This is a genomic window from Roseobacter sp. YIN89 (assembly GCF_057219365.1).
In genome coordinates this window covers 1,249,262-1,272,504 of the sequence record NZ_JBXVVD010000001.1, presented here as the reverse complement: position 1 = coordinate 1,272,504, position 23,243 = coordinate 1,249,262, and the positions used below count along the sequence as shown (strand labels likewise).

At 57.3% G+C, this 23,243-nt stretch carries 11 protein-coding genes (1 of these 11 cut by a window edge); all 11 read right to left on the bottom strand.

Translation table 11 applies throughout. The features are described from left to right. Nucleotides 1-53: 53 nt before the first annotated feature. A complete protein-coding gene (locus tag AC2D8V_RS06185) occupies nucleotides 54-758 on the bottom strand; it encodes an IS6 family transposase (RefSeq protein ID WP_484732635.1) in 705 nt (234 codons plus the stop codon). A 131-nt stretch (nucleotides 759-889) separates the two neighbouring features. Then, complete coding sequence (locus AC2D8V_RS06180; protein WP_484732634.1) at nucleotides 890-2,410, bottom strand: tryptophan halogenase family protein; 1,521 nt, start codon at nucleotides 2,408-2,410, stop codon at nucleotides 890-892. Beyond that, complete coding sequence (locus AC2D8V_RS06175; protein ID WP_484732633.1) at nucleotides 2,407-3,192, bottom strand: SapC family protein; 786 nt, start codon at nucleotides 3,190-3,192, stop codon at nucleotides 2,407-2,409. The genes AC2D8V_RS06180 and AC2D8V_RS06175 overlap by 4 nt, the downstream gene beginning before the upstream one ends. A 74-nt stretch (nucleotides 3,193-3,266) precedes the next feature. Beyond that, nucleotides 3,267-4,307, bottom strand: a complete 1,041-nt coding sequence (locus tag AC2D8V_RS06170) for a radical SAM protein (protein WP_484732632.1) — start codon at nucleotides 4,305-4,307, stop codon at nucleotides 3,267-3,269. Next, the gene (locus tag AC2D8V_RS06165) at nucleotides 4,294-5,175 is read right to left on the bottom strand and encodes a hypothetical protein (RefSeq protein WP_484732631.1); all 882 of its coding nucleotides are present in this window, start codon (nucleotides 5,173-5,175) and stop codon (nucleotides 4,294-4,296) included. Before AC2D8V_RS06165 ends, AC2D8V_RS06170 begins: the two co-directional genes overlap by 14 nt. Then, nucleotides 5,175-5,942, bottom strand: a complete 768-nt coding sequence (locus AC2D8V_RS06160) for a hypothetical protein (RefSeq protein WP_484732630.1) — start codon at nucleotides 5,940-5,942, stop codon at nucleotides 5,175-5,177. Before AC2D8V_RS06160 ends, AC2D8V_RS06165 begins: the two co-directional genes overlap by 1 nt. Further along, complete coding sequence (locus tag AC2D8V_RS06155) at nucleotides 5,939-7,948, bottom strand: preprotein translocase subunit SecA (protein WP_484732629.1); 2,010 nt, start codon at nucleotides 7,946-7,948, stop codon at nucleotides 5,939-5,941. The genes AC2D8V_RS06160 and AC2D8V_RS06155 overlap by 4 nt, the downstream gene beginning before the upstream one ends. Continuing rightward, the gene (locus AC2D8V_RS06150) at nucleotides 7,941-10,079 is read right to left on the bottom strand and encodes a PqqD family peptide modification chaperone (protein ID WP_484732628.1); all 2,139 of its coding nucleotides are present in this window, start codon (nucleotides 10,077-10,079) and stop codon (nucleotides 7,941-7,943) included. The genes AC2D8V_RS06155 and AC2D8V_RS06150 overlap by 8 nt, the downstream gene beginning before the upstream one ends. A gap of 3 nt (nucleotides 10,080-10,082) precedes the next feature. Continuing rightward, on the bottom strand, nucleotides 10,083-11,978 hold the full coding sequence (locus tag AC2D8V_RS06145; protein ID WP_484732627.1) for a GAF domain-containing protein: 1,896 nt from the start codon (nucleotides 11,976-11,978) through the stop codon (nucleotides 10,083-10,085). 17 nt (nucleotides 11,979-11,995) lie between these two features. Beyond that, nucleotides 11,996-12,310, bottom strand: coding sequence for a DUF3467 domain-containing protein (locus AC2D8V_RS06140; RefSeq protein WP_484732626.1), 315 nt, complete (start codon nucleotides 12,308-12,310; stop codon nucleotides 11,996-11,998). Nucleotides 12,311-12,412: 102 nt separating this feature from the next. Further along, a protein-coding gene (locus tag AC2D8V_RS06135; RefSeq protein ID WP_484732625.1) for a hypothetical protein crosses the window boundary here: on the bottom strand, nucleotides 12,413-23,243 show its final stretch. It continues 20,339 nt past the right edge of the window; the window shows 10,831 of its 31,170 coding nt (coding positions 20,340-31,170); the start codon falls outside the window, past its right edge — the gene reads right to left on this strand; the stop codon is at nucleotides 12,413-12,415.

Genomic DNA, 23,243 nt, shown 5'->3' with positions numbered 1-23,243 from the left:
GGTGCTGTCAGACCAATTCGAACTCGTCTCTGCAAGGACAGTAAGGCTGATCCTTATGCCGCGCCGAGTTGGCGCCATTCGGCAAGAGCGACGGCGCGGTTGAGTTTGAAATTTGTTCGAGTTGAGAGGCTGCGTTCCTGATTAAAGTGATTGTAGACGGAAGCGTGTATGGAGGCGAATTTCTGCAAACTTCGCATGCGCCGGAAGCGAAGCATGGCCCGTTCTCGTCGTCGAAAAGGCAGGTGCGAATTCTCCGCTCGGTTGTTCATCCACCGGCCCGTTTCCTGCTTGTCTGCGGCGCCGATCTCTTTCAGCGCAGCACCATATGAGCGCAGCAGGTCCGTGACGAACACCTCCGGACAACCGTGCTTACGCATTGCTTTCTTTAAGAATTTCAACGCCGCCTTCTTATCACGGGTCTTCGTGACGTAGCTTTCGAGCACCTCGCCCTCGTGATCGACGGCCCGCCAAAGGTAGTGCCGCTCACCGTTGATCTTCACGAACATCTCGTCAAGATGCCAGCGCCACTTGCTCGATTTCATACCGGCAATTCGGCGTTTTCGGATCTCCGCCGCGAACATGGGACCGAACCGATGCCACCAGTATCTCACCGCTTCATGGCTGACATCGATGCCGCGTTCATGGAGCAAATCTTCCACATTGCGAAGCGACAGCGGGAAACGAACATACAGCATAACCGCCAGCCGGATAATCTCACGGCTCGTTTTGAAATAGCGAAATGGATCAGGATTGGTCATCCGGTGAGGCTACGAAACCGCCTTGCCCGGCTCAAGCGATTTTGCTCTGACAGTACCATCAGGTTTGGTCATGTGCAGACGCTACAAATCCGCCCTGCCCGCCTCAAGCCGGTTTGTTCTGACAATGCCGATCAACCACCTCTGCAGAACCGCCAAAGTTGATCGGTCAACGGCAAAGATTTCAGAGCCCCTGCAACGCTTCTGGCGATCTGATCACTTGGCGCAGCCCTCGTAAACGAAGGCTCGGAGTCCTTTGGTCGCCATCCACTGCCTAGCAGGATAAATTCGTAGTTAACATGCGAGAACGGTGGAAACTGGAGAGAAAAATCAACATGGCTGGGCGGCCTGAGATCCCACATACCCAGCAGGTTCTGCAACATTTCCGACGCCCGCGATATGTCCGACGCATCGCGCCAGAACGGCGTGTCACGTCTTTGCGCAACGACATAATGGAACTGGATGAAATCGAGAATAGCATCATGCACTTCGCCCATCACCTGATTATAGCGTTGCGCCGGCAAGGGATTGCGTATTGCGTCAACAGTCGGTGGATAGAGAGATCGCAACAACCCCGACGCAAATTCTGCCAGATACAGCCCAGTCGATTCCAGCGGTTCCAGAAAACCGGCAGACAGCCCCACCGAAACAACATTCCGCTGCCACGGCCGGGCTCTGCGACCCACGCGGAAATTAACAATGCGCGCTGACGCCTCGTCCGCCGCCGCGCCGTCTTCAGTGCGCAATTCCGTCTCTGCGTCGCTGTCGGACAGATGCGCGCTGCTATAGACATAGCCCCGCCCCCGCCGTTCGCTGAGTGCAATGTCCCAGCACCATCCGGACGACAGTGCACGCGCACGCGTAAACGCAGGCGGCGCACCCTGTTCGTCACGCGGAACACGGAAGACAACAGCGCGGTCACAGATAAGGTGAGAGGATTGGTCAATCCAGTCATCGGGCCAGTCATCGGGCAACGGGCCCGACTTGTCTGACAGCAACGCGGCAAAGCCCGTGCAATCTACGTAGAGGTCGGCGACGACCCTGCGACCATCAGACAGGATCACGGCCGTGACGTAGCCATCCTCGTCACGCTCCACCTTCGTTACGTGCGCGCGAATATGTGTGATCCCGTTTTCAACACCACGGGCGCACAAAAAGTCTCCGAACTTTTCTGCATCCAAATGGTAGGCATATGGTATCGCGCCACCGTAGTCCTGCTCTTGCAAACCGCGCGGCCCCCGTCCGTGTGCGATCAGCGCGCCTTGTACGCTGACCAGATCCGAAAACGGAACGGTGCTATCAGATGCCAGCCAGTGCGCGACGACGTTCGGAGCCTGATGCGACGCAAACCGGTGAAAGGGGTGCAGATAGCGCCGTCCCGGTCCGCTCCAGTCATCGAACCGTATCGCCTGCTTGAACGTCGCGTCGGTGGCCACCATGAACTCCCTTTCCGGAATTTGCATGGCGTGCAGCCAGTTCTTAATCGTCGGGATCGTGGCTTCGCCCACGCCGATCCGCGGCGTGTCCGGGCTTTCGATCAGCGTCACCGGCACGGGTTCCCGACCACCCGCGTTCAGCGAAGCGTTCAAGGTCGTGGCGGTTATCCACCCGGCAGACCCGCCGCCCACGACAAGGACGGCGGGTGCCTTGTTCAAGTCTCAGCATCCACTTCTTCGGCGGGTTCTTCTTCAACCACCGGTGCGGCGGCAGATGCGCCGGCGTCCGCGACCTTGCGAGTCATTGGAGTGAGGTTTTGCAGCGAATGCAGATGTGCAAAACACAGTTCCATTTCGTCGGTCGCGAACATCTCTTTCAGAACGTCATCCGGCAATTCTTTGAGTTTTGCGCGGTTTATGGTGTAAAATCCGGCAAGCTGGGCCTGCTGGCCACCAGGCAGCGTAAACTGCGCGCGCGCGCCTTCCAACAGATCATTTTCGCGCAGTCTGTCGCAGAACCTTTGCGTACGATCAGAGAGCGTCTGATAGTCTTGCGTGAATTTCAGCATAGACTCCAGAAACTGGGTTCGGTTCCCCTTGGTGTCGAACAGGCGCTCGCCTTCACCATCCTTGTTGAAACCTTCGAATTCTTCGTCAATGCAAAGCGTAAACGTGGCTCCGTCGTCGGAGCGCGCAAAAACAAATGGATAGCGGCGGATGAAGGCGGGGATGTAGTCCCCCGTCCATGCGCCTTCGTCGCTGACATATGCGTTAGTGTTATTGTTGATGCCCAGGATCACCGAAGGCGAGACGTTGTTTTCGTCGCCCGCAAAAACGATGGCGTAATGAGGAGCTGCGGCAAGAAACTCCGCGGCGAGCAAAGGGACGGAATTCACCTCTTTGACAAATGAATAATTCCTGTCCTGGCGCACTGACCAGTCGCTGTGCCTGTCGGTCGAAACCGGAACAGCGCGGTCATAGATCATAAGTTGCTTCGTCATAATTTAAACTCCCTGAAACAATCAATTGCATTTGATCTTAAGACTATACAAAGCGCCGAAAGAGACAAAGAAATTTATGTCTTCTTAACCGTATTTTCGGTAACTCCAAGTGGTGAAAGTTCTTCGGCTTCCCAGCCAAATTTCTTTATGTAAGAAGTATTTAGACCAAGGCATTCTGTCGAAGTACAGCCCGGCTTGTGAGCGCACTGGTAGAAACCGTTGCGGTCAAATTCTTTCCAGAAAGCCGGATCGATCAAAAGTGTCGGCTGCGCGTTCACCAACGCATCCGACAAATCGCCCAGCAAGCACTCAGGAAAATTTTTAACCTCCACGTAACGACCAAGTCCGCGAGCCACTTCAATCGCGCGGCGCAGATAGGGCAGAATATCCAGATGCGACGCACACAAGTTCTTATCATCGGTTTCGGCCATTGGCCAGTAATTCCAGAATTCCATCTGGATAAGTCGCCGCAAATGAGACAGCGACGCGACAAGTTCAGGTAACTCTCGATAGCTCAACTCCGTGACCACCGTGTTGGTCAGCAATCTCACATCGTCATGTTGATCCAGAAGTGACATGCCCACCATCATCTTGTCCCACGCACCATCGACCTGCGTAATTCTGTCGTGGCTTTCACGCGATGCCCCGGCGACCGAAACAAAATATTCGTTGACACCTGCGTTCAACAACCGCTCAGCGTATCCCGGCCGGGACAGATGCATCCCATGGGTCTGAATGCGCACGCGTTCAAACCCGGAAAACCGCGCACGCTCGGCCCACTTCGGCAAGTTTCGGTTGAGCGTGATTTCGGAGCCTGTGAGGACAAGCCCCTTCCACCGCTTGTTGCTACGTTGCTCGGCAAGCACCCGCTCGAACTGCCCGTCAGGTGCTGCCTTCAGATGATCCATCGTGCCTTCGATCATGCAGTGAACACACTTGAGGTTGCAGCGAAATTCCATCGTGATCGACACATAGTCGTCGTGGTCGCGCAGCGACAGCCCGGGGCGCGCCTTTTGTTCTTCCGGCGTCGAGGTCATGCCCAACCGCACACCCGGCGCACTGATCTTGCGGATCGCCACCACCGTTTTTGGCACAGGAGTGTCAGAGGAGCCCATAGTAACTTCCTTTCACCGGCAAGATACCATTTCCATCCGGCGATTGCACATAATCATACCCCACGTCAAAGAGGTGGTGCGCAAAAGCATGGCGATTTTGTCTGGCAAAATCCACAATAGCCGGAGGAAATGACAAGCGGTCTAGAAAAGCCAGCAACGCGTCAATGCCGATACGCGAGAAATACAGGCCGTCATTGTAACGCTTGTTGGCGACAACAATCGTCTGTGCATCCATTTCGGGCCACAACACTTCCGGCAGTCGCAGGGCGCGCCACGGAACATGCGCGTTTTCGACGATTTTCTCGCGGATGTCCTGTGCGTGGCTGATCGCATCGAAAAAGAAATAGATGTTGCGCATCTCCATGCCTCTTGTCGTCAACCCGTAACATATGCCTGTCGATACTTCGCTGCCAGGGCTGCCAACATAGAGGTCTATCTGCTCCAATGAGACACCTTGATCGATGTGGCGTTCGTCAACCTCTACCGAAAACATAAAATAAGGGCGGTCATCCGTCGCTTGCGGTGTAACTGACAGAAACGGGCCGGACGCTGCCTGAAAATCCGCAAGGCCAAAGCGTCTTTTCGTGCGCGCATAATCGTAGAAATAGAATTCCCAACTTAGCCGTCCTTCGGCAAATTTGACGCCAAAAACCGTGTTGAAGGGCCCCGCAGCGTGCCGGATGGCGTCTGTGAATGCCAACATTCTCTCCGATTGACCCGCCACGGCAAATGACTGGTAAAGCAGTGCCGAGGACCGCAACGCGGCTGCTGAAGCCGGAACAGGTGCCTCGTAAGGCCATTGGCAATAGTCGCGCAACGGATCGTCGGCTTGGAAAGCCTCTAACCGGTTTTCGAGACTCCAAGCCATCAGTGCACCATATCCGACATGAAATGCGCGCCGTGGTAAACCGTCGCAAAGGCCTGGCCTTCCCGCGAGGTGCCTGCCGCGATATGCCCAAGCTTGTCGCCCGCGATCCCTTCCAGGTAGTCCTGCGCACCCGAAAAACGCCCGAGGCCAGAGACCAGACATGCCTTCCGGTCAGCCACTTTCAATTCCGCGTCCGCGAGGTTGAGATCCAGTGACCGGCGCGGACCGGACAGTTCATCGATTTCAAGCAGCCCGCCTGCCTCTGCGTCGTCCGCTTGCCTAGACAGGTTCTCAAACATCTCTCGCAGCGCGCCGGCAGGCAGAACATCTCCGATCAACGCGATGCGGGAATGTGTTTCAAGGTGGTCGCGGCGCCAGTAGCGGCTGACCGCAAAGCCACCAGTTCGTGGCACCCATTTCACCGCGAGAAACGCAAGATGCGTCGCGGGGGTATCGCGCCTTGAGAATTCAAGGTAACACTTGAAGCGCATACCAGCGGGTTCCGGTTCCAGCCCGAAGTGCACCATAATCGCGCGTGACTGAACTGCGTCAATGCGGGCAAATCCTACCTCTGGCGCACCCAGACGATCGCAAATGTCGCGCAGCCGGCGCGACGGCCCGGGTCCCAAGGCACGACGCGGAAAACTCACGAGCAAACGTCCGTTGCGCACCTCTCCGGGCAGCAGCTTTGCTGAATGTTCCACGAGCCACGGCTTCTCCACATCCTGCAGAGCGGAAAAAAGGTCTGCCGCGCCCTTGTGGGTCATTCAATATCTCCTGTCACTGCAAGCAGTTCCCCGAGGTTGCGGTCGGCATCCAGCAGATCCGCTCGCATCCGGGCATGGACCCTTTCCACCTGTCGCTGCCTGCTGCGCAAAAACCACCCGGCGGCACGGGGCCCGAACAGCGCCGCGATGTTCCCCAACCGGCGATAGAGTGCGGCATGATCACCGCGCATCAGCTCGTCCTCAAGCGACAGAAAGGCTTCACATTTCCCTGGATCTCCCTGGCGTCCGCACCGTCCCAGCAGTTGCAGATCAATCCGGCGGCTGTCGTGCCGTTCAGTGAGGATAACGTGCAGCCCACCCAGTGCCGCAACACCTTCGGCCAGTTTGATATCCGTGCCACGGCCGGCCATGTTTGTCGCGATGGTAATACTACCCGCCTGCCCTGCTTCGGCGATCACCTCCGCCTCGAAGCTGTCCTGGCGCGCGCTCAACACCCGGTGCGGCAATCCCAGTTCCTCAAGCCGTTCGGCCGCTGCCATGGACGCCGCAACGGACCGCGTCCCAATCAATACCGGCAGGTTTTTCGCGTGCAGCTTGGCCACATGCCGACCGATCGCCTGCCACTTTGCCTTTTCGGAGCGAAACACCCGGTCCTTGGCGAATTTCCGAATATCGCGTTTGTTGGTCGGTATGCGCGCGACAGGAAGCCGGTAAACCGCCCACAACTCCGCCGCCGCGTCCCTTGCGGTACCTGTCATGCCCGCCAGTTTGTGATAGCGTCTGAAATACCGTTGGTACGTCATCCGCGACACCGTATCTCGCGGAGGTGTCGGCTCCAGCCCTTCTTTGAGTTCGATCATCTGGTGCAGGCCTTCCGACCATGTCCTGTCCGGCTGAATGCGCCCGGTAAACTCGTCTACGATCATCACCTTATCGTCGCGCAGGATGTAATGAATGTCATGAAAGAATAGATGGAGTGCGGTCAGTGCCTGGCGGATCGCATGATCGCGGATCACCGGCACACCAAATGATCCGGTCTCGTCCTCGGTCATGTCATCGAGACGGTCCAAGCCCTCGTCGAGAACCTCAATCCGATGTTCATCGGGCATCACACGGTAGTCCACATCTTTGCGCAACGCCTTTGCCGCGGCCATCGCCTTAGTGAAAAGCTCCGTATCGACACCGTGCGTCGCCTCAACACCCGAGATGATCAGAGGCGTTCGCGCTTCATCCACCAGCACGCTATCAGCCTCGTCCACAATCGCGAAATGCAAGCCACGCAGCGTCAAGATGGTGTCACCAGCATCGCTTAGACGTTCCGCTTTGCGTCCGAGATTCCCCGGCCTTTTGCGCAACACCGCGCGATCGCGCAGGTAGTCAAATGCGATTTCCTTGTTCGACGTGTAGACGATGTTAGAGCGGTAGAGCTGGCGGCGCACGGGCGGCGGCTGCCCCTCTTCCAAAACCGCCACGGACAACCCGAGAAAATCGAACAAGGGCCGCATGCCATCCGCGTCGCGCCGTGCCAGATAGTCATTGACCGTAATGACATGAACCGCAGCCCCCCCGAGTGCCGCCGCAGAAACAGCAATTGCCGCCGAAAGTGTCTTGCCCTCACCTGTTCGCATCTCTGCGAGCAAGCCCCGCAACATCGCCCAGGCCGCCATGACCTGGACCGGATAAGGCCTGAGACCAAGCGTGCGATACGCGGCCTCACTAATCAACGCCAATGCCAGACCGGCGTCTTTCGGGTGCAACCCGCGTTCCGTCTGCACCGCCGACAACGTGGTGCGAATATCTGATGCCGCGTGTCCGAGCGCCGCGTCGCTCAACTGACTGAAATGCGCCGCATGGCGGTTGGTTTCGCGCAAAATGACCCGCAGGCCGCGGGCGCGCCCCTTGCTGCGTTTTGACAGCAACCGCCCAATCTGTTTCTGAACCCAGCGGTCAAATCCGGTGTCAAGGCTGTCCGCCCGTTCAAAGTACGTGGCCAAGAGCGGGCGGCGGAATTCCCCTTCGGAGACTGAGAACGCACCGTCAGACATTGAATTGCCGCAAGAAAAGCTGGCGCGCCGCGCGGATCATCCGGTAACCGATGGGCTCATATCCGTGGTCAAAGCGCACGACCGCACGTTCGCCCATCAACGGCGAAACCGGCACGTCGGGAACCAAGTCGAAGGTGAATATCGTCTGCAATGTACGCAAACCATCCGGGTCGGTCGGATCGCGCACGAGCGAAGAGCCTGCGTCGGTGGAAAGACCGGGTGACGGCAGGATCGCCATGCCTTCGGAGGGTGCCGCGACGATCTGCGCTGGTACGACTGTCTTGAGATCGCTCCGGAAACGAATGGCGGTTCCCAGTGTCCTGTTTCTTACCAGATCCGCCGATGTCTCGGACACCGCGACCCGCAGACGGGGTGGCGCATCGGTCTTGAGATACCCCAGGACCGCTCCCTTTTCAGTGAGCCTGCCAATCATGTCACCGGACCCCGGGATCACGACCTGCGCGTTCTGACTGGCCCGTGTCTCCAAGCCGTCCTGCAAATCGTTGAAATGCTCCAGCCGTTGAGACAGGAAAGCCTGCTGTTCACGATAAATGGTCACGCGCGTCTGATCTGCCAGGCTGGTGCTGTCCAGACGCAGCTTGATCTCGGCTAGGCGCGCCTCGGTCAGGCGGGTCTGCGAGTCAAGCGCAGGATCGGACACCCGCACCAGAACATCGCCGGCATTTACGTGCGCGCCATCATCAACCACTTCTTCGATAAATCCGCCGGTATCCGCCCTGACGATCTGGTTCTCGTCAAAAATGACAACGCCATCTGCCAGCGTAGCGTACGGCACAGGCAGCACAAAAAGGCCGCCGCCCAGCATCGCCACGGCAACGGTCGCCAGCCCGACCGCGCGCCGCCGGTTGCCGCGCAAAGCCTTGTCTGTCAAGATAAAACGAATTCCCTTGAAAATTGGGAACACAAAGACGTTGGACAAGGCCCAAACCGCCAGAATGATCCCGACGAAAAACAGCTTCGACGCAATGAAGAGCGAAATCGCAATCGAAATGAAAATGCGATACACAAAGGCAGCAACGGAATATAACAGAAACCAGCCGCGTTCTCCGCGTGCCGTGATCGGCGACTGCGCCTTTTTGACGCCCAGCAAGTACCGCTGCACCAGATACCAGAAATACTTGTTCGCCCGCGTCGCCAGGTTGGGCATCTCCAGGATGTCGGAAAGCACGAAATAGCCGTCAAAACGCAAAAGCGGGTTACCATTGAAAAGCAACGTGGAGACACCGCCGATGAGCATCACGTTAAAGGCAAAGGCCCGCGCCAGCCCCGGTTCGGCATTGATCCAGAAAATCATCGCAGCCGCAGCCAGCGCCAATTCGACCATGATGCCTGCTCCGCCGACAACCGCTCTGCGCCACTTTTCGGGGAAAGCGGCTGAAGCCGACCCATCAACATAAGGAACGGGGATCAGGACCAGCAGCATCACCCCGATCTCGTGCACTTCACCGCCCCATACCTTGGTGGCATAGGCATGTCCCATCTCGTGGATCGCCTTGACCAAAGGATAGGCTGTTGCGATCAGCAAGAGGTTTTCACGGCTCAGCACGCGATCTGCAATGTCTTCAGTCAGCAAGTCGAAATTCAACACCGCCAGCACAACGCCTGTCAAAACCAGCGCAAACCACGCCAGTGCCCCCCAGATGGTGAACAGCGGACGCACATAACGGATGGTACTTTCGAGAAACGCGTCGGGATCAAAGATCGGGAACCGCAGCGCCAGCGGGTTTTTCAATCGCGCCATCAACGCGCGTCGTTCCTGCTTGTAATGACGACGACCCAACTCTTTTATGTCCGGCAGCGTTTCGCCTGCAACCAGATCCGATGCGTGCATCTGCGACACGAGATGTATCATATCGCTTTGCGAGGGCGGATCTTCTGGGAACCGCTCGCAAGCGATTTCCCAAAGCTGTTGCATGGTTCTGCGCCCGTCCATCAGGCTTGCGACAAGATTTGCAGCGGGGGATATCCGGTGATATCGCCCGGAATGCAAATCCTGCACCACGTACCAGATGTCACCTCGGAACGTCTGGCGGTGTATTTCGACGTGGCTTCGGAGCCTCAGTTTCAAAGGGGCGACACGATACCAGTCTTCGCTGAGAAATGCCGACATGGATCAGCCCTCGCCACCACCAAGCCGCAACCACCGCCAGGCCCAAAGCCGCGCCCAATCGCGCATCGGCCGCGTCCACGTGGCGATCAACCGGTCCTCGCCCGCGTCGAGCTTCACGATCCCTTCCATGCCCGGAAGCAGGATGCTGGCGTCCCCCAAAGGCCTGGCTTCAACCCGAAAGGTGGTACGACCATCCGCGTAATTCGCGACCGGTGTGATCCGGCCCACCTCAACGTCAAAGCTGCGTTGTGGAAGCGCGGCAACCACGAGCGTGCCTGCTTGTCCGACACGCACATCCCTGATGCGGTCTTCTTCAACTTGCAGCGTGACCCGGTAGCCTTCATCGGGCACCAGCGTCATCATCTCCTGACCGCGCACGACCGCACCGCCAATGGACTGCGACAGATCGCCGGCAACAACAATGCCGTCGAAGGGTGCGACCAGCAGAGCGCGCTCAATCTGCTTGTCCACCAGAGCAATCTGCACGGCTACTTGTTCGATACGATTGCGCTGCACTTGCGCCTCAGCGCGATCACCCGCGGCCAAGGCCTGATCGTACTCGAGCGTTGAACTCTGCTGCTCCGACAAAAGACGCAAACGTTCGAGCGCTGGTTCGCGGTCGTCAAGCCTGACGAGCACATCACCGGCGGCGAACCTGTCGCCTGCGCGAACATTGGCTTCGGAAATGAAACCATCATAGGGCGCAACCAGCATCCGCTGGACTTGGGCCTCCACGCGCGCGTCCGCTGGAATGCGATCTGTTGTCTTGGCCACCCAGAAGAAGGCAACGAGCAGCACCCCGGCGAGAAACAGCGCCTTGCGCAAAAGGCGCGACGGGCCGAACAATTCCGCAAACTGCCGACGGGTCCAGTCCGCCGCCTGAACGATGACCATGCGGTCAGCGCGGCGCGCCTCTTCCAGCACAGGGGCGAGAACCGTAACGCTCGCTTCGAGAATTTCCGCCTCCGCCTGTGTAAAAGATTGTTCCACCGGGCGTTCAAAGGTCGCGCCGCCAACAAATTTTCCCTTCACGTACAAGGGGACGGTCAACACATGCCCGATATTCTGCGCACGCGCCAACCGCTCATGCCGATGCGTTGCCATCGGCGCATCAATGGTTTGCGGTTCGGGGTAGATCACAACGCCGCGTTGATCGATGGCCTCATCCATCACGGCCCCGAGTTGCCGCACCAGCTGCATGTGACGGCCGAACTGCGCGGTATGTGAGATCGCCCGGACCCGTGAACGCCGAAAACGGCGAAATCCGATCGACACCCGATCGCAACCAAATCTGGTGGCAAGATCGGTCACCGCAGCTTGTACCGAGGTTTGGAACCCTTCCTGCTCCGCAACGGTGGTAATGGTATGTAGGGCACCTATCGCATAGGCGTGCCGCTGTGCCTCGCGCGCGGCGAGCCGGGCGCGTTCCGCGTCGCGGATCCACGCCGCCCCCCATTGCAAGCGGCGCATAGTGTTTTGCAGTGCGGTGTGATCGTGCAACCAGCCCTCAAAAGCCACAGCTCCGGTGGTCTTGCCTTCAACAATCACCGGAGCGGCAATGGCAACCTGTCCCCCCTCTCCGTCTTTGGGCATATCCCCCTTGACTATACCACGGCCTTGCGCAACACAGCCCTCAGCGGCAGATACGATCGCACTCCCCGGCACCCTGGTTTCCGGCCATGCAGCCGCCTGTCGCAGACGCAGCGTGTCGTCATCGATCAAGAAAACCGCGCAAATATCCGGCTCTTCCAGCAAGGCGAACATCAACGGTGCCCAGGCTTTGCTGACCTCCTCGCTGCCCTCGGCACTTGCCAGACGCTTCCAGAGACCTTGTTCCAGCAGCGTGACACCTGCAGGCTGTGTTTCTGCCTGATGATCGGACCTGTCGTCTTTGCGCATAGATCTACCTTTCAGGTCTAGCTGTCCTCGACCTTCAGGATGCCGTGTCGGGATTCATATTCGCGCAATACCGTGGTCAGAATGCGATGCATCCTTTTCGCCGCGAAGGGTGTTAGGATCAGACGGTTGGTCAGATCAACGGTAACATCGCCGTCGCCCGAAACATCCCAGCTGCGGTTTGTACCGAAAAAGAATTCGATCTGCTCGCGCGTCCCCTGAATATTCACCACGTTGGCAAAGTCGGTGCGCATCGCACCATCTTGCCACTGGATCTTGGACGCCGTGCGGGTTTTGCCGTCGCCGGCGTCCTTAGCGGTGTCGGATTCACTCATTTACCGTCCCCCAGAAGCGCATGTCACAGACCGTATGTCCCCGCTCAAATAATTGTCACAAATAACTTTATTCACTCATACCCGATCATGCGGTGGATCGTGTCACGTGACAAGCCCCTCAAAGTTCCAGTCATCCGGTTCCGGATCAGAAAGACCATCGGGGTTTTCGGACAAATCGTCGATAATCCACAGACCGCCACTGGTATCGATGTAGGCGAAGAGCTCTCCATCATCATCCAGCAACGTGGCAAGTGCGCTACCATCAGGAGATGTCGCAAACACGTCAGACGTCTTCTCGAAACTTTCCGTCTCGTCATTGTAGACATATGTTCCGCCGGTCGCGGGCTGGTACGATTTACCTTTGCCACTTTCGGTCTGCACCACGATCTCGCTCGTCGCAATCGCTGTGATGATTTCTTCCAGCGTCGCCCGTCCTGCGGTGTCTTGCTGTATCACCGCGTCTGCCTCACCAGAGAAGCCGGCCGGAACAGTGGTTTCACCACCCAACAGGCGCTGGCTTTCCTCGATGACCGGCGAGAGCAGAGCGTCGTCTCCATGCTCGTACCCCAGAATATGAGCGAACTCATGGGCAAGCACAGAGACGAGATCAATCCCATCAACCGTCGCATCGCCGCCGAATTCCTCATCCTCCAGCGGCGTGCTGTCGACGAACCATCCGTGGCCAGCTCCGTCCGCGTCCAAAATCACGGTGTCGTCCTCGACACGCGCGACCTCGACACCATCAAGCGATGCGATCACGATCTCCGTCTCTTCGAGCCTTGCAATGTCAGCCTCGGACAGATTGTACTCATCCGAGAGACGGGCGATCACCGCGTCCTTGACGCTTTCAACAGCTTCGTTGGTCAACAAAGCACCCGATCCGTCGCCTGCGACAACGGCGACAATTGTCTCTTCGTACGCAGGATCATTGGTCTGAACAGCTGCGCGATCAAAGACGGCGCCACCTTCACTCATCAGCCCGACCTGGCCGTCTACGGTGACACCGTTGAAGACCTCGCCACCGATGGCGTTGCCGTTGACGACAATGTCGACTGTGCCTGCGTAGAGCGACACTTTGACAGTTGCGAAGGTTGCGGTGCCAGACAAACGGGCGTCTGCAACATAGTCGACGGTTTCCACGCCACCGGAAACATGGCCGATTTCAATCATGCCATCTATCGTAAGGCGGGCAAACTTGTAGGCCGATGCGCTGTAGTAATCGAAGACAAGTCCGCCACCTGTGGCTCTGGATATATCCGCTTCTACCCGCATAACATAGTTTGCCCCGGTGGTGATCGGTGCCAGCGCAAAGGCCGGTGCGGCATCGGTGCCACCACCAGTTGCGGTACCTCCGGCAACGATCCAGTCACCTATTGTATCGCCAAATACGCCCGTAGTGCTGTCGAACTCGGTTTCAGCTTCGAACGTCAATTCGGGCGGCAGAACTTGTACCGCCACGTTGTCAAGCGACGCCTTGGAGTTGTTCGCGCCAAACCCGACGAACCCGGTGTTCAGCCCGTAGGTGAAACCGTCGTTATCCACGCGCGGCGCAAAGGCCAGGCTGAAGACATCTTTGTTATCGACCGCAACCGTAACCGTAACACCATTCACGGCAACCTTGACGTTATAAGCCTTTCCAGGTTTCAAACGCGCATTGTCCTGATCGATCACATGCCAGCCTGTCGCATCGCGATAGCCGATCTCGAGCTTGTCGTTCGAAATGTTGATACCAGCGAACTTGAAGTCGTCCTCCGACTGGTAGTCGAAGATCATGTAAGCGTTGGATTTGTACCCGCCCGTCGGTTTTTCGGCGATGATGTTCGCCACGACCTCGTAGTAGCTGGGCAGCATATCGTTGACGTTGTAGATGCTGACGGCATCCGCTCCCAACGTTTCTGGTGCCACGGTCAAGCGGCCATCCTGCTGCTCCCATGTGCCCGTATCGGCGAGGAAGCCCTGTGCGTTGAGCGTGCCGTCATCCACGTTGGACTGGTTGCCACCACCTGCGCCAGAGAACGAAGCAGAGCGTAGCACGTCACGCGGACCACCCGGTATGTTACCGGCTTGTGGATCATCAGGGGCACCTGTCTGGTCTTGCCACTCAGGGTCTTTCTGGATGACCATACCCAGCTCTCCGAAGGGTTCGCCGTTGCGAGAGGCGTCACTGCCTTCATCTGCAGCACGCGTTTGATCCGCCCCATGGCTTTCTGACAGCTCCAGCAGGAAGTTCTGCAGTGCCGGTTGCGGCGCGCGGCTGACCGTTGCAAGGCCAAAGGGCGCAAATGGTGTCAGGTAGGAGTTATACTCGCCCACCCAGTCAATCAGACGATCGCCGCCCGTGTTGGCGATCAACACGTCGCGTCCAGCACCACCATATGCACGGTCTTCATAGCTGGCGTCCGTCTCGGTTCCGTCGTTCAAGCCACCGTTCGTGCCCAGCTCGTCGTCCATGTTCATCAGGTCATTGCCATAACCACCATACGCATGGTCACGACCTGTACCGCCGACAATCCAATCATTGCCAAGATCACCAAACAGGATGTCGTCGCCGTCAGATGCCGTCGCATCACCGCCGTTATTGACGGCCTCACCTTCATCACTGGCAAAGTTTAGGAAGAATTGCCCATCTGCCGTTTCGATGCGGACCAGTGGCTCGTATTCGTCATATGCGCCCATCTCACCCGCGCGCAGACCAAACTGCAAAATGTCACCGGGGTTGCCAGGGTTATCAAAGCCGACGCGGATCGGGTCACCACCGTCATCCGTCACAGTGACAAATTGCGTGCCATCAAAGATGATCGCAACCGCATCGGCCAGAGCCTCCGCACCCGAGATGGCGTCATCGCCCAACCCACCATGAATGGAGTCGTCGCCCAATCCGCCAAACAGGATGTCATCGGCATCCTCCTCGACTTGCTCGGCGAAAGGATCAAACGCCGCCAGACCGTTTGCCGAGAACGGCATCAGATTGACCGACTTCTTGAGTGAGCCCGTTTCGTTGATCACCTCGACCTGGACATTGCCGGGCGTCGAGATTGTCTTGTCAATATCCTCCGGGGCAAGTGCCGCAACGCCGTAGAGCGTCTCGCCACCGGCACCGACGCGGCTTGTCATGATCCGTCCGTCGTCGCCAAGAATACCGTCAAGCCCAGTGCCGCCCGAGATCCAGTCGTGACCGCGGCCGCCAATCAGATCGTCATCATGCGAATCACCGAAGATGACGTCATCGCCGACCATACCGTAGACACTGTCGTCACCGGTCTCGCCGTGGATTTCGTCGCCCGCACCGATGTCATTGTTGGTCAGACCAAAGGCCGTGTAATCCAGCAGGGAAATCGCCCGTGGGACAATCTGCTCGCCGTAGCCATCGTCATAGGCGAAGTCTTCCAAGACACCCGCGCTGGATAGTAGACGGAAGATATTTGCGTTATCGCCCGCGATTGCATCTGCATCCCGACCGTGGCTGTCAGAGATGGATCCGTCGTCGTTGCGGACAATGGCTGTTGCCGATCCGCCAAAGATGTCGTCAGAGCCGTCACCTTCACGTTGCGCTTTTGTCCTGATGCCATCGTAGAGGGACGAAGAACCGCCGACCAGATCATCCTGACCAAGGTTGCCGAGGATCAGATCGCCGCCCGCGCCGCCTTCGATGTAGTCGGTCCCATCGGTGCCGACACCGGCAAAGTCATCCTGCGAAGTATTTAGAACGGCGATAGCACCATCGTCCCCGCGCTCAAAGGCAACCTCACTCAGGTTAATCGTGGCGTTGGTGATTGCATCGAACACATCGGCAAAGTCGATTGAGCCGTCACCTTGGATGACGTCATCGCCCATCTGGCTGAAGATCACATCATCGTCGGCGCCACCGGCCACATAGTCGTTGCCCCATTCGATCCCGGTCTGCTCGTCCTGATCATCCCCCATATCGAAGAGCTCAATCGTGCGCAGCGCCGTTCCATCCGGGTTCGTCTGCGCCGTGGCACCCACTTGTGCAAGACCATCATCCGAAGCGTCGCCATCGCCATCGGCCAGACCGCGACCGTAGATTTCGGACCCGGTGAGTTTGCGGAAACGTTCGTCATCGGACGAGGTGGCCCGAAACACGGTCCCGTTGTCGGCCAGAATGACATCATCGCCCAGTCCACCGTCTATGGCGTCATCACCATCAGCCGTAAACTCGCCATCTGTGTCCAGGTCAACGTTATGGCCACCGATGATGTCATCGTCGTCCGCGCCACCAAAGATGATATCGCTGCCTTGCTGACCCAGAATGACATCCTCGCCCGCGTCACCAAGGATCACATCGTCACCGCCAAAGTCACCCTCTCCGGTCTCAATAGAGGTCGCGGTAAAGCGTGCGTCGATGGCCAGCGGCAGATCTTCAGTAAGGATGTTACCCGCAATCAGCGCGTGATCCCCGAAGATCAGGTCGTTTTCCGCGCCCCCGAAGATGACATCGTCAAAGCTGCCGCCGAGAATAATGTCACGGTCGTCATCACCGCGGATTGTATCATCGCCACCCTCGTCAAAGTCGGTGCTTTCGATGCTGTCCAGAGTTGCAAGGTCGCCGTCTGTGTCCCAAACCACGATGCCATGATCACCGAGGATAACGTCATCCTGCGTACCACCTTCGATGCTGTCGTTGCCGTTTCCGCCTAGAATGACATCCTCACCGGCATCTCCTGTGATGACGTCGTTGCCGCCAAACACTGGGTTGCGTGTGGAGATATACGTCACCTCTCCCGTGGTCGTCAGACGGTTGACCCCGGCAGTTTGTCCGATCTCACCAAGATCGCCCACGATCAGATCATCGCCGCCGTTGCCTTGGATAACATCGGCTCCCGGTGCACGGGTGTCGGCACTTCCCAGCAATTCCGAATCAACCTCGATCGTGTCGACAACCTCAAGGAAGCGGGTCGCCAGTTCGACATTAAAGCCGTTGTCGCCGTAGATATGATCCGGTCCGCCATCGCCTTCGATACTGTCGTCGCCGGAGCCGCCCGCGATGTGATCCCCCGCAGACGAGCCGTGAATGGTATCATTGCCAGCACCGCCATAGATCGTCAGGCCCACGCTCGCCTGCGGAGCAAGGATAAGATCGGACGCATCGATGATGTCTGCATGTGCGTCGGGATCTTCCCAAGCATCGAACTCAAGGCCACCGCCAGACGGCGCACCACCCAGCCAGTCATACCGGCTGCCATCCGCTTTGGTGTCGCCGTAGACCACGAGGATCGAGTCCGGTCCGGCACCACCATTGATGTCGATCGTGTCGGCCCCGCCGCCGCCGTGAATGGCGGTGATTGTCAGATCCGTCGCAACTTCGTTGTCGCTGAAGCGGTTCGTGTCATTGATTGTGAAACTGTCATCGCCCTTGCCAAGGAGTACGTCGATAATCTCGACGTTCGTCATTGCGATACCTTCGGGGAACGTGATGAGATCAGGATTTGTCGGTGTGCCCTGATTGAATTCCCGTGTCAGTTCACCCATGCCCAGACCGTTGATCAGGATGGCTTCGCGCCCATCTGGCAGAACGGTGTTGTCCATCGTGCCCGTATCGTCGGCATCTGATGTATCATTAAAGATATTGACCCGGTCGTTCTGCAGGGTCTCGTCAGTATCCACTGTTACAGTCACCGGACCGCTGTCAAATTCAGTCGGCAAGACCACCGCCGTTTTCAGCTCCCGCTCAACCGTTACGCCGCCTTCGATGATGAGCGGCCCTTTGATTTTTGAGGTTGTGTGTTCTTCGGTCGGGAAGACCTTGGTGATGTAGTTTTCGGCCGTTGGATCGAAAGTTGGGTCTGCTTCCAGCACCACGTCAACAGGGATCCACCAATTCGTTGCATCAAAGGTGATCTGCGACACGGTGACCGAGAAGTTGGCTAGCACACCTGCCTCTGAGGTCAGGTCAATGCCACCTACAATGGTCAGCGTTTTGCCGTCCAGTGACACGCCCGAGATCAGCAATGGGCCATCATTCGACGTCGTACCCGTTACATCTACGGTCATACCGGGTTCGATCCCGTCGGTGTTCCACCAGTTGCCACCGTCTGTCCGTTCGATGAAGTCCAAACCGTCTTCCTGACGGACAAAGTTCACGGTTGCCGGTGCACCAAATGTGCGCTGGCTGACCCTGATACCGTCCTGTATGATCCGCGTCTGACCATCATCAAAGATGCTGATTGTGACGTCTTCGTCAGGCGCTGCGGTCAGGCGCAGTGAGTATTTATCGGTGTCGGCTGGCGTTTGTACACCCAGGCTGTCTGTCTCCAGCGTCACCCGCGTCGAGCCGTTGGTTTCGCTCAGGTAGACTCCAGCGGTATCGCCATCGACGACCTCGATATCCAGTATTTCATCCGCGGTATTGTCGTAGGTGCCGCCCGTCGTCGTGACACTGTGCAGGATTTGCACCGCTTCGGTGTTTTCCTCGATGCCGTCAGCAACCGCAGTGATGGTGACTGTCTGGCCTATGTTCCAGTTGAGCGATGTGAACTCCAGCACAGTCGCGCTCAGGGTAATGTCAGACAAGCCATCGGACAGGCTGCTGTCTTCGCTTAGCGTGACGGTAACCGTTTCGCCAAGTGCCGGCGTACGGCTCAGCTTGACGGTGTACGTATCGGTGATTTGCGTTGTCGCGTCACCTTCAAGTACGCGGGTATCCACGCCGGATTGCGTCAGCACTACCGACGCCAGATCGTCGTCAATGACGGTCACATCGACGTTGGCCACCGCAACGTTGTCAAAATTTTCGTCATCCGAGATCACCGAGTGGCTGATGATGACGGTTCTGTTGCCTTCGTCCGCCGCGTCATCCTGAGCCAGCACGGTGACAATCTGCTCCGTGTTCCAGTTGGTATGGTCAAACGTCAGCACGAGAGCATCCACAAAGTCGGACCCGTTCGCGCTGACAAGGACGGATTCCGCCCGTTGCCCGATAACTCCGGCTGTGGTCAGACCTGTCTCCGTGGTGGCAAATGTAGTTGCAACGATAATCTCTGTGTCACTGACCGAAACGATCTCGTAAATGCCGTTGCTGTCACCCGCATCCGTCAATTCGATGGATTGGAAGATGTCGAACCCTTCATCGAGCCAGCTACCCGTGGTGCGTGTCAGCGACGTGCCGCCAGCCGTAAAGCTGATTGCTGTTCCGCTAACCATTTCGGGTATTTCCAGCGATTTGTCTTCAGTTGAAGACCGGTTCGCAGACACGGTCACATAAACGGGTTTGCCAACTTCGGGAGCCTTTTTCAGCACGATGCTGTAAACGTCCGTCAAGGCACCACCGTCGAACTCAGAAACCGTTGTTTCACCCGGTGTCACGTCGCTCGCAATTTCCTGGTTGATAACGACCTGACCGAGGTTGGCATCCACAACCGTTGTTCCCACACCGGGCACAAAGACGTTGTCATAATCCAGATCGTCGCTATCTGCGGTGTGGTTGATCAGGCCAGAACGACCTTCGACCCCGGCGGAAATGATTTTGCCTGTAACGTCGCCTGTGACCTCGAACGTATCCGAACCCAGACCGCCAATTATTTCTGTCACGGCATTCGACGGTGTCGACAGGATAAAGAACGTATCGTCCCCTTCAAGCCCGTCCACTTCCAACACTTCCTCGGTATTGGAGATAGAGATGTTCAAGCCCGCGCCAAACACACCTTCGTCCGTGATGACAAAGTTGTCGTCTCCTTCGGTGCCCAAGACCACTATGCGGTCGAACCCGGCCCCACCGTCGATCTGCAACGGCGCATTGATGTTGTAACGGATCAGGTCTTCGTCACCACCGCCGCGGATGTTCGTCAGCTCTTGCGTCGAAGATTGCGTTGGATCGTCCTGCAGCAAGAAGGCACGTACTGTGAAGGTGTCGTTGCCCGCCTCACCTTCGAGCCGCACGACCGCCCGGTTTGAGTAGACTGTAAAGGTATCATTCCCCGTACCACCGAAGGCAACGGTCGGGTTGCTGACACCAGCCGACAGCCAGCCCCGCGTTGTCAGGATCGCATCAATGCCATCACCAGGTGCGCGCAGGCCTTCATTCGGGATTGCCGCTTCGTTCGGGTTGATCCCGAAAATCTGACCGAACTGGAAGTCGTCATCTCCCTCGCCACCATCCAGTGTCATGATCGCGGAGTTATCGTCAGAGATGAACACGTCGTTGCCGGCAAGACCCTGAACTGTCAGGCGCCCGTTTATTCCCCGATCATAGTTGATCCGCTCTACTGTCTGTGGACGATCATCGCTGTTATCGCGGATTTGTTGTTCGGTGCCATGCATCAGCGCCAGGAAATTCTCGCGGCTCAAGAAGACGTCATTGTCGGATTCTGTCCCCGTAACGATCATTGTATCCGCGCCACTATCAGGGGCTCCGGTGTCGAAAACATCAATGATATAATCTACATCCACACCGCCGATGGAGCCATGTGTTTGGATGATCACATCGTCGGATCCGCTGCCGCCGTCAATCAGAAGGCTGTCTGTTGTCCGGTCTTGGTCCAGCAGACGTACGATTTCAACAAAGTCGTCGCCGCTCTCGCCAAAGATCGATCCAAAGCCGGTGAAGACATTGGGATCAATGATCCGGATGCTGTCATCATCCGCACCACCCAATATCCGAATTTCGTCACCTGCCGTTATGGCCCCGGTAGCAAAGAATTGATCCTCACCTCCGCCCAGGAGGAAGTCGACATCTTCATTGGTAGCTGTCAGATCGCTTGTATCTGATAGTGTGATGAAATCGCGCGTGCTGCCGGTGTCTACGATAATGTTGTCTGTGGCCAAAATTGAACCATCGACCAGCAGGGTATCTTCGCCATTTGACGTCGAAATCTGAACATCAGCGCCAGCCGTTACGCTCGCACCTGCGGTGATTTCAACCATGTCGTCGGACGAGCCTGTCAAAACGATGATATCGCCACCGGCAGTCATTGTCCCGTCAATGAACACGTTGTCTTCGTCACCACCCGAGATAATGGAAATCACGCCATCTGTTGCTGTGACCGTACCGAGGACCGATACATCCCCACCCTCGCCAGGGTCTGCATCCCCGAAATCAGCGACCAGTGTGACGTCGGCCTTCGCTTTCAAGACGGCCGCATCTTCGATGACGATGTTGTCACCAGCCTGCATCAGGATGAAGGAATTCTGGCTTTCAATCGTCACGCCGCCGTCAACGGTAATCGTGTCAAAGTCTTCAGGTGCCGGCGTGTCCGTGGCAAGATACGTGATTTCATTTGCCGCAAGGACAGATGTCACCACGGTGATCGGACTGGAGGCCGTAACTTCAATCTCGCCGCCCGATTCCTGACCCAGTGGGCCTGCGTCCTCGGTAAAGCTGTCGACTTCAAGCGCGCCCTCGTTGATGACGTAGGTGGACCCGTTCTTGCTAAACGATTGGATGGAGCCGATTGTCGAGGTCAGCGCTTTGTTTTGCTCGCCGATATTCTCGCGGGCAAACAGGTAAGCGTTGCCGCCACGCAGGTTCGATTGCCCGGTCGCCGCGGCATTGAAGATGCCGCCCGCAACGGCGGTTACATAGATGTTGACTAGTTTGTCGGTACCATCCAGTGCAGCACCCGAAGCCTCGACCGTGTTCAGGTACAAATCACCAATGCGTTCAATCATATACGTATTCTTGGCGCTGGTAGTTGTCACCTTGCCTGTCATACCGTTCGTCGAATTACTATCGATATCAACCTCTTGGAGGAAGCTACCGATAAATCCGGTCAGGGCGGTTAGCGTGATGCTTTCCGCCGCCTGAATGTCAACTCCGATCTTGGAGTTGGTACCAGCATTGTCGCCGCTTTCGTCGCGCAGATCAGCCAGATTGCCTGCGTCCACACTGTCGAGAATGGACGTAACCGCTTCGAGCCAGACACTGCCGCCCGTTGAAATCACCGCGCGGACATCCAGGTCACCCAGCCTGTCGGAGACGAAAATGTCGCCAGCTGCAAGCGCCGTGAGAGCCCCGTCACTCTCGTCGCGCGCCTCGATTTCCAACGCATTGCCATCGGTACCGATCGTGCCGGTTTCCGCTTCGAGATAGATGTCCGTTGCGGCGATATTGACCAAAAGGTTGCCGTTATCGTCCAGAATGCTGCCCTGAGCGACCAAATCCACGTCGTCACTGCGCGAGAAGATCGTGTTGACCCGAAGGTCGCCCATTCTCTCGGTCAAGGCAATGACGCCCGAGGCGCGCGCGGTGACCGAAGAGTCCGTGCCGATCAGATCCATATAAATGCGATCCGCGGCCTCTTTGCCACCAATGGCACCAGCACCTGCTTCGAGGATCAAGTCACCCGAGTTGATGTTCGTGGCTCCCGCACCGACGCTGTTGGTGATGTCGCCCTGAACCTTCAGCCGCAAGTCTGCGCGCAGGTCCGTGTCCTGGGTCACATCAAGCGTTGCAATAGCAAGCGGGGTTTCGGAACTGATGAATGCCTCACCTTGTGCGTTCAACGTCAGAACACCGCTGACGGTCACATCAAAGTCCTCGCGCTCTTGCACCTGGAAGCCCCAGAGCTCGACAAACTGTTCAACACTCAGCGTCAGCATGTCCTCGGCCAGAACGCCTGCAAGAGCCGGCGTACCTTTGAACACGATAGTCCGAGTGGCGGTATCAACCGTGTCAATGGTCAACAAGCTGTTGGAATCGTTTGCACTTTCATACTCGCCATCCAGCAGGATTTTCATATTCGGTTGGAAAATGGACACATCACCGGCAGCAAAGGTCAGCGTGTTTCCACCTGAAATTGTGACCTCGCCTTCCAGCTCGACACCGAGCGGATTGAGGCTGAGCCCCGAGACAAAGACAGAAACATTTTCGTCATCCGCATCCAGAAGGGTGCCCATATCCAGCGTTAGCACAGCACCGCTGACACCGGTGACGCGATAGAATCCGCCTTCTTCGGTGGCGTTGGGTGTCGCACCCTCA

Coding starts and splice junctions, on each gene's coding strand:
- AC2D8V_RS06185 (WP_484732635.1), bottom strand. CDS start 758: ATGACCAATCCTGATCCATTTCGCTATTTCAAAACGAGCCGTGAGATT.
- AC2D8V_RS06175 (WP_484732633.1), bottom strand. CDS start 3,192: ATGACGAAGCAACTTATGATCTATGACCGCGCTGTTCCGGTTTCGACC.
- AC2D8V_RS06170 (WP_484732632.1), bottom strand. CDS start 4,307: ATGGGCTCCTCTGACACTCCTGTGCCAAAAACGGTGGTGGCGATCCGC.
- AC2D8V_RS06165 (WP_484732631.1), bottom strand. CDS start 5,175: ATGGCTTGGAGTCTCGAAAACCGGTTAGAGGCTTTCCAAGCCGACGAT.
- AC2D8V_RS06160 (WP_484732630.1), bottom strand. CDS start 5,942: ATGACCCACAAGGGCGCGGCAGACCTTTTTTCCGCTCTGCAGGATGTG.
- AC2D8V_RS06155 (WP_484732629.1), bottom strand. CDS start 7,948: ATGTCTGACGGTGCGTTCTCAGTCTCCGAAGGGGAATTCCGCCGCCCG.
- AC2D8V_RS06150 (WP_484732628.1), bottom strand. CDS start 10,079: ATGTCGGCATTTCTCAGCGAAGACTGGTATCGTGTCGCCCCTTTGAAA.
- AC2D8V_RS06145 (WP_484732627.1), bottom strand. CDS start 11,978: ATGCGCAAAGACGACAGGTCCGATCATCAGGCAGAAACACAGCCTGCA.
- AC2D8V_RS06140 (WP_484732626.1), bottom strand. CDS start 12,310: ATGAGTGAATCCGACACCGCTAAGGACGCCGGCGACGGCAAAACCCGC.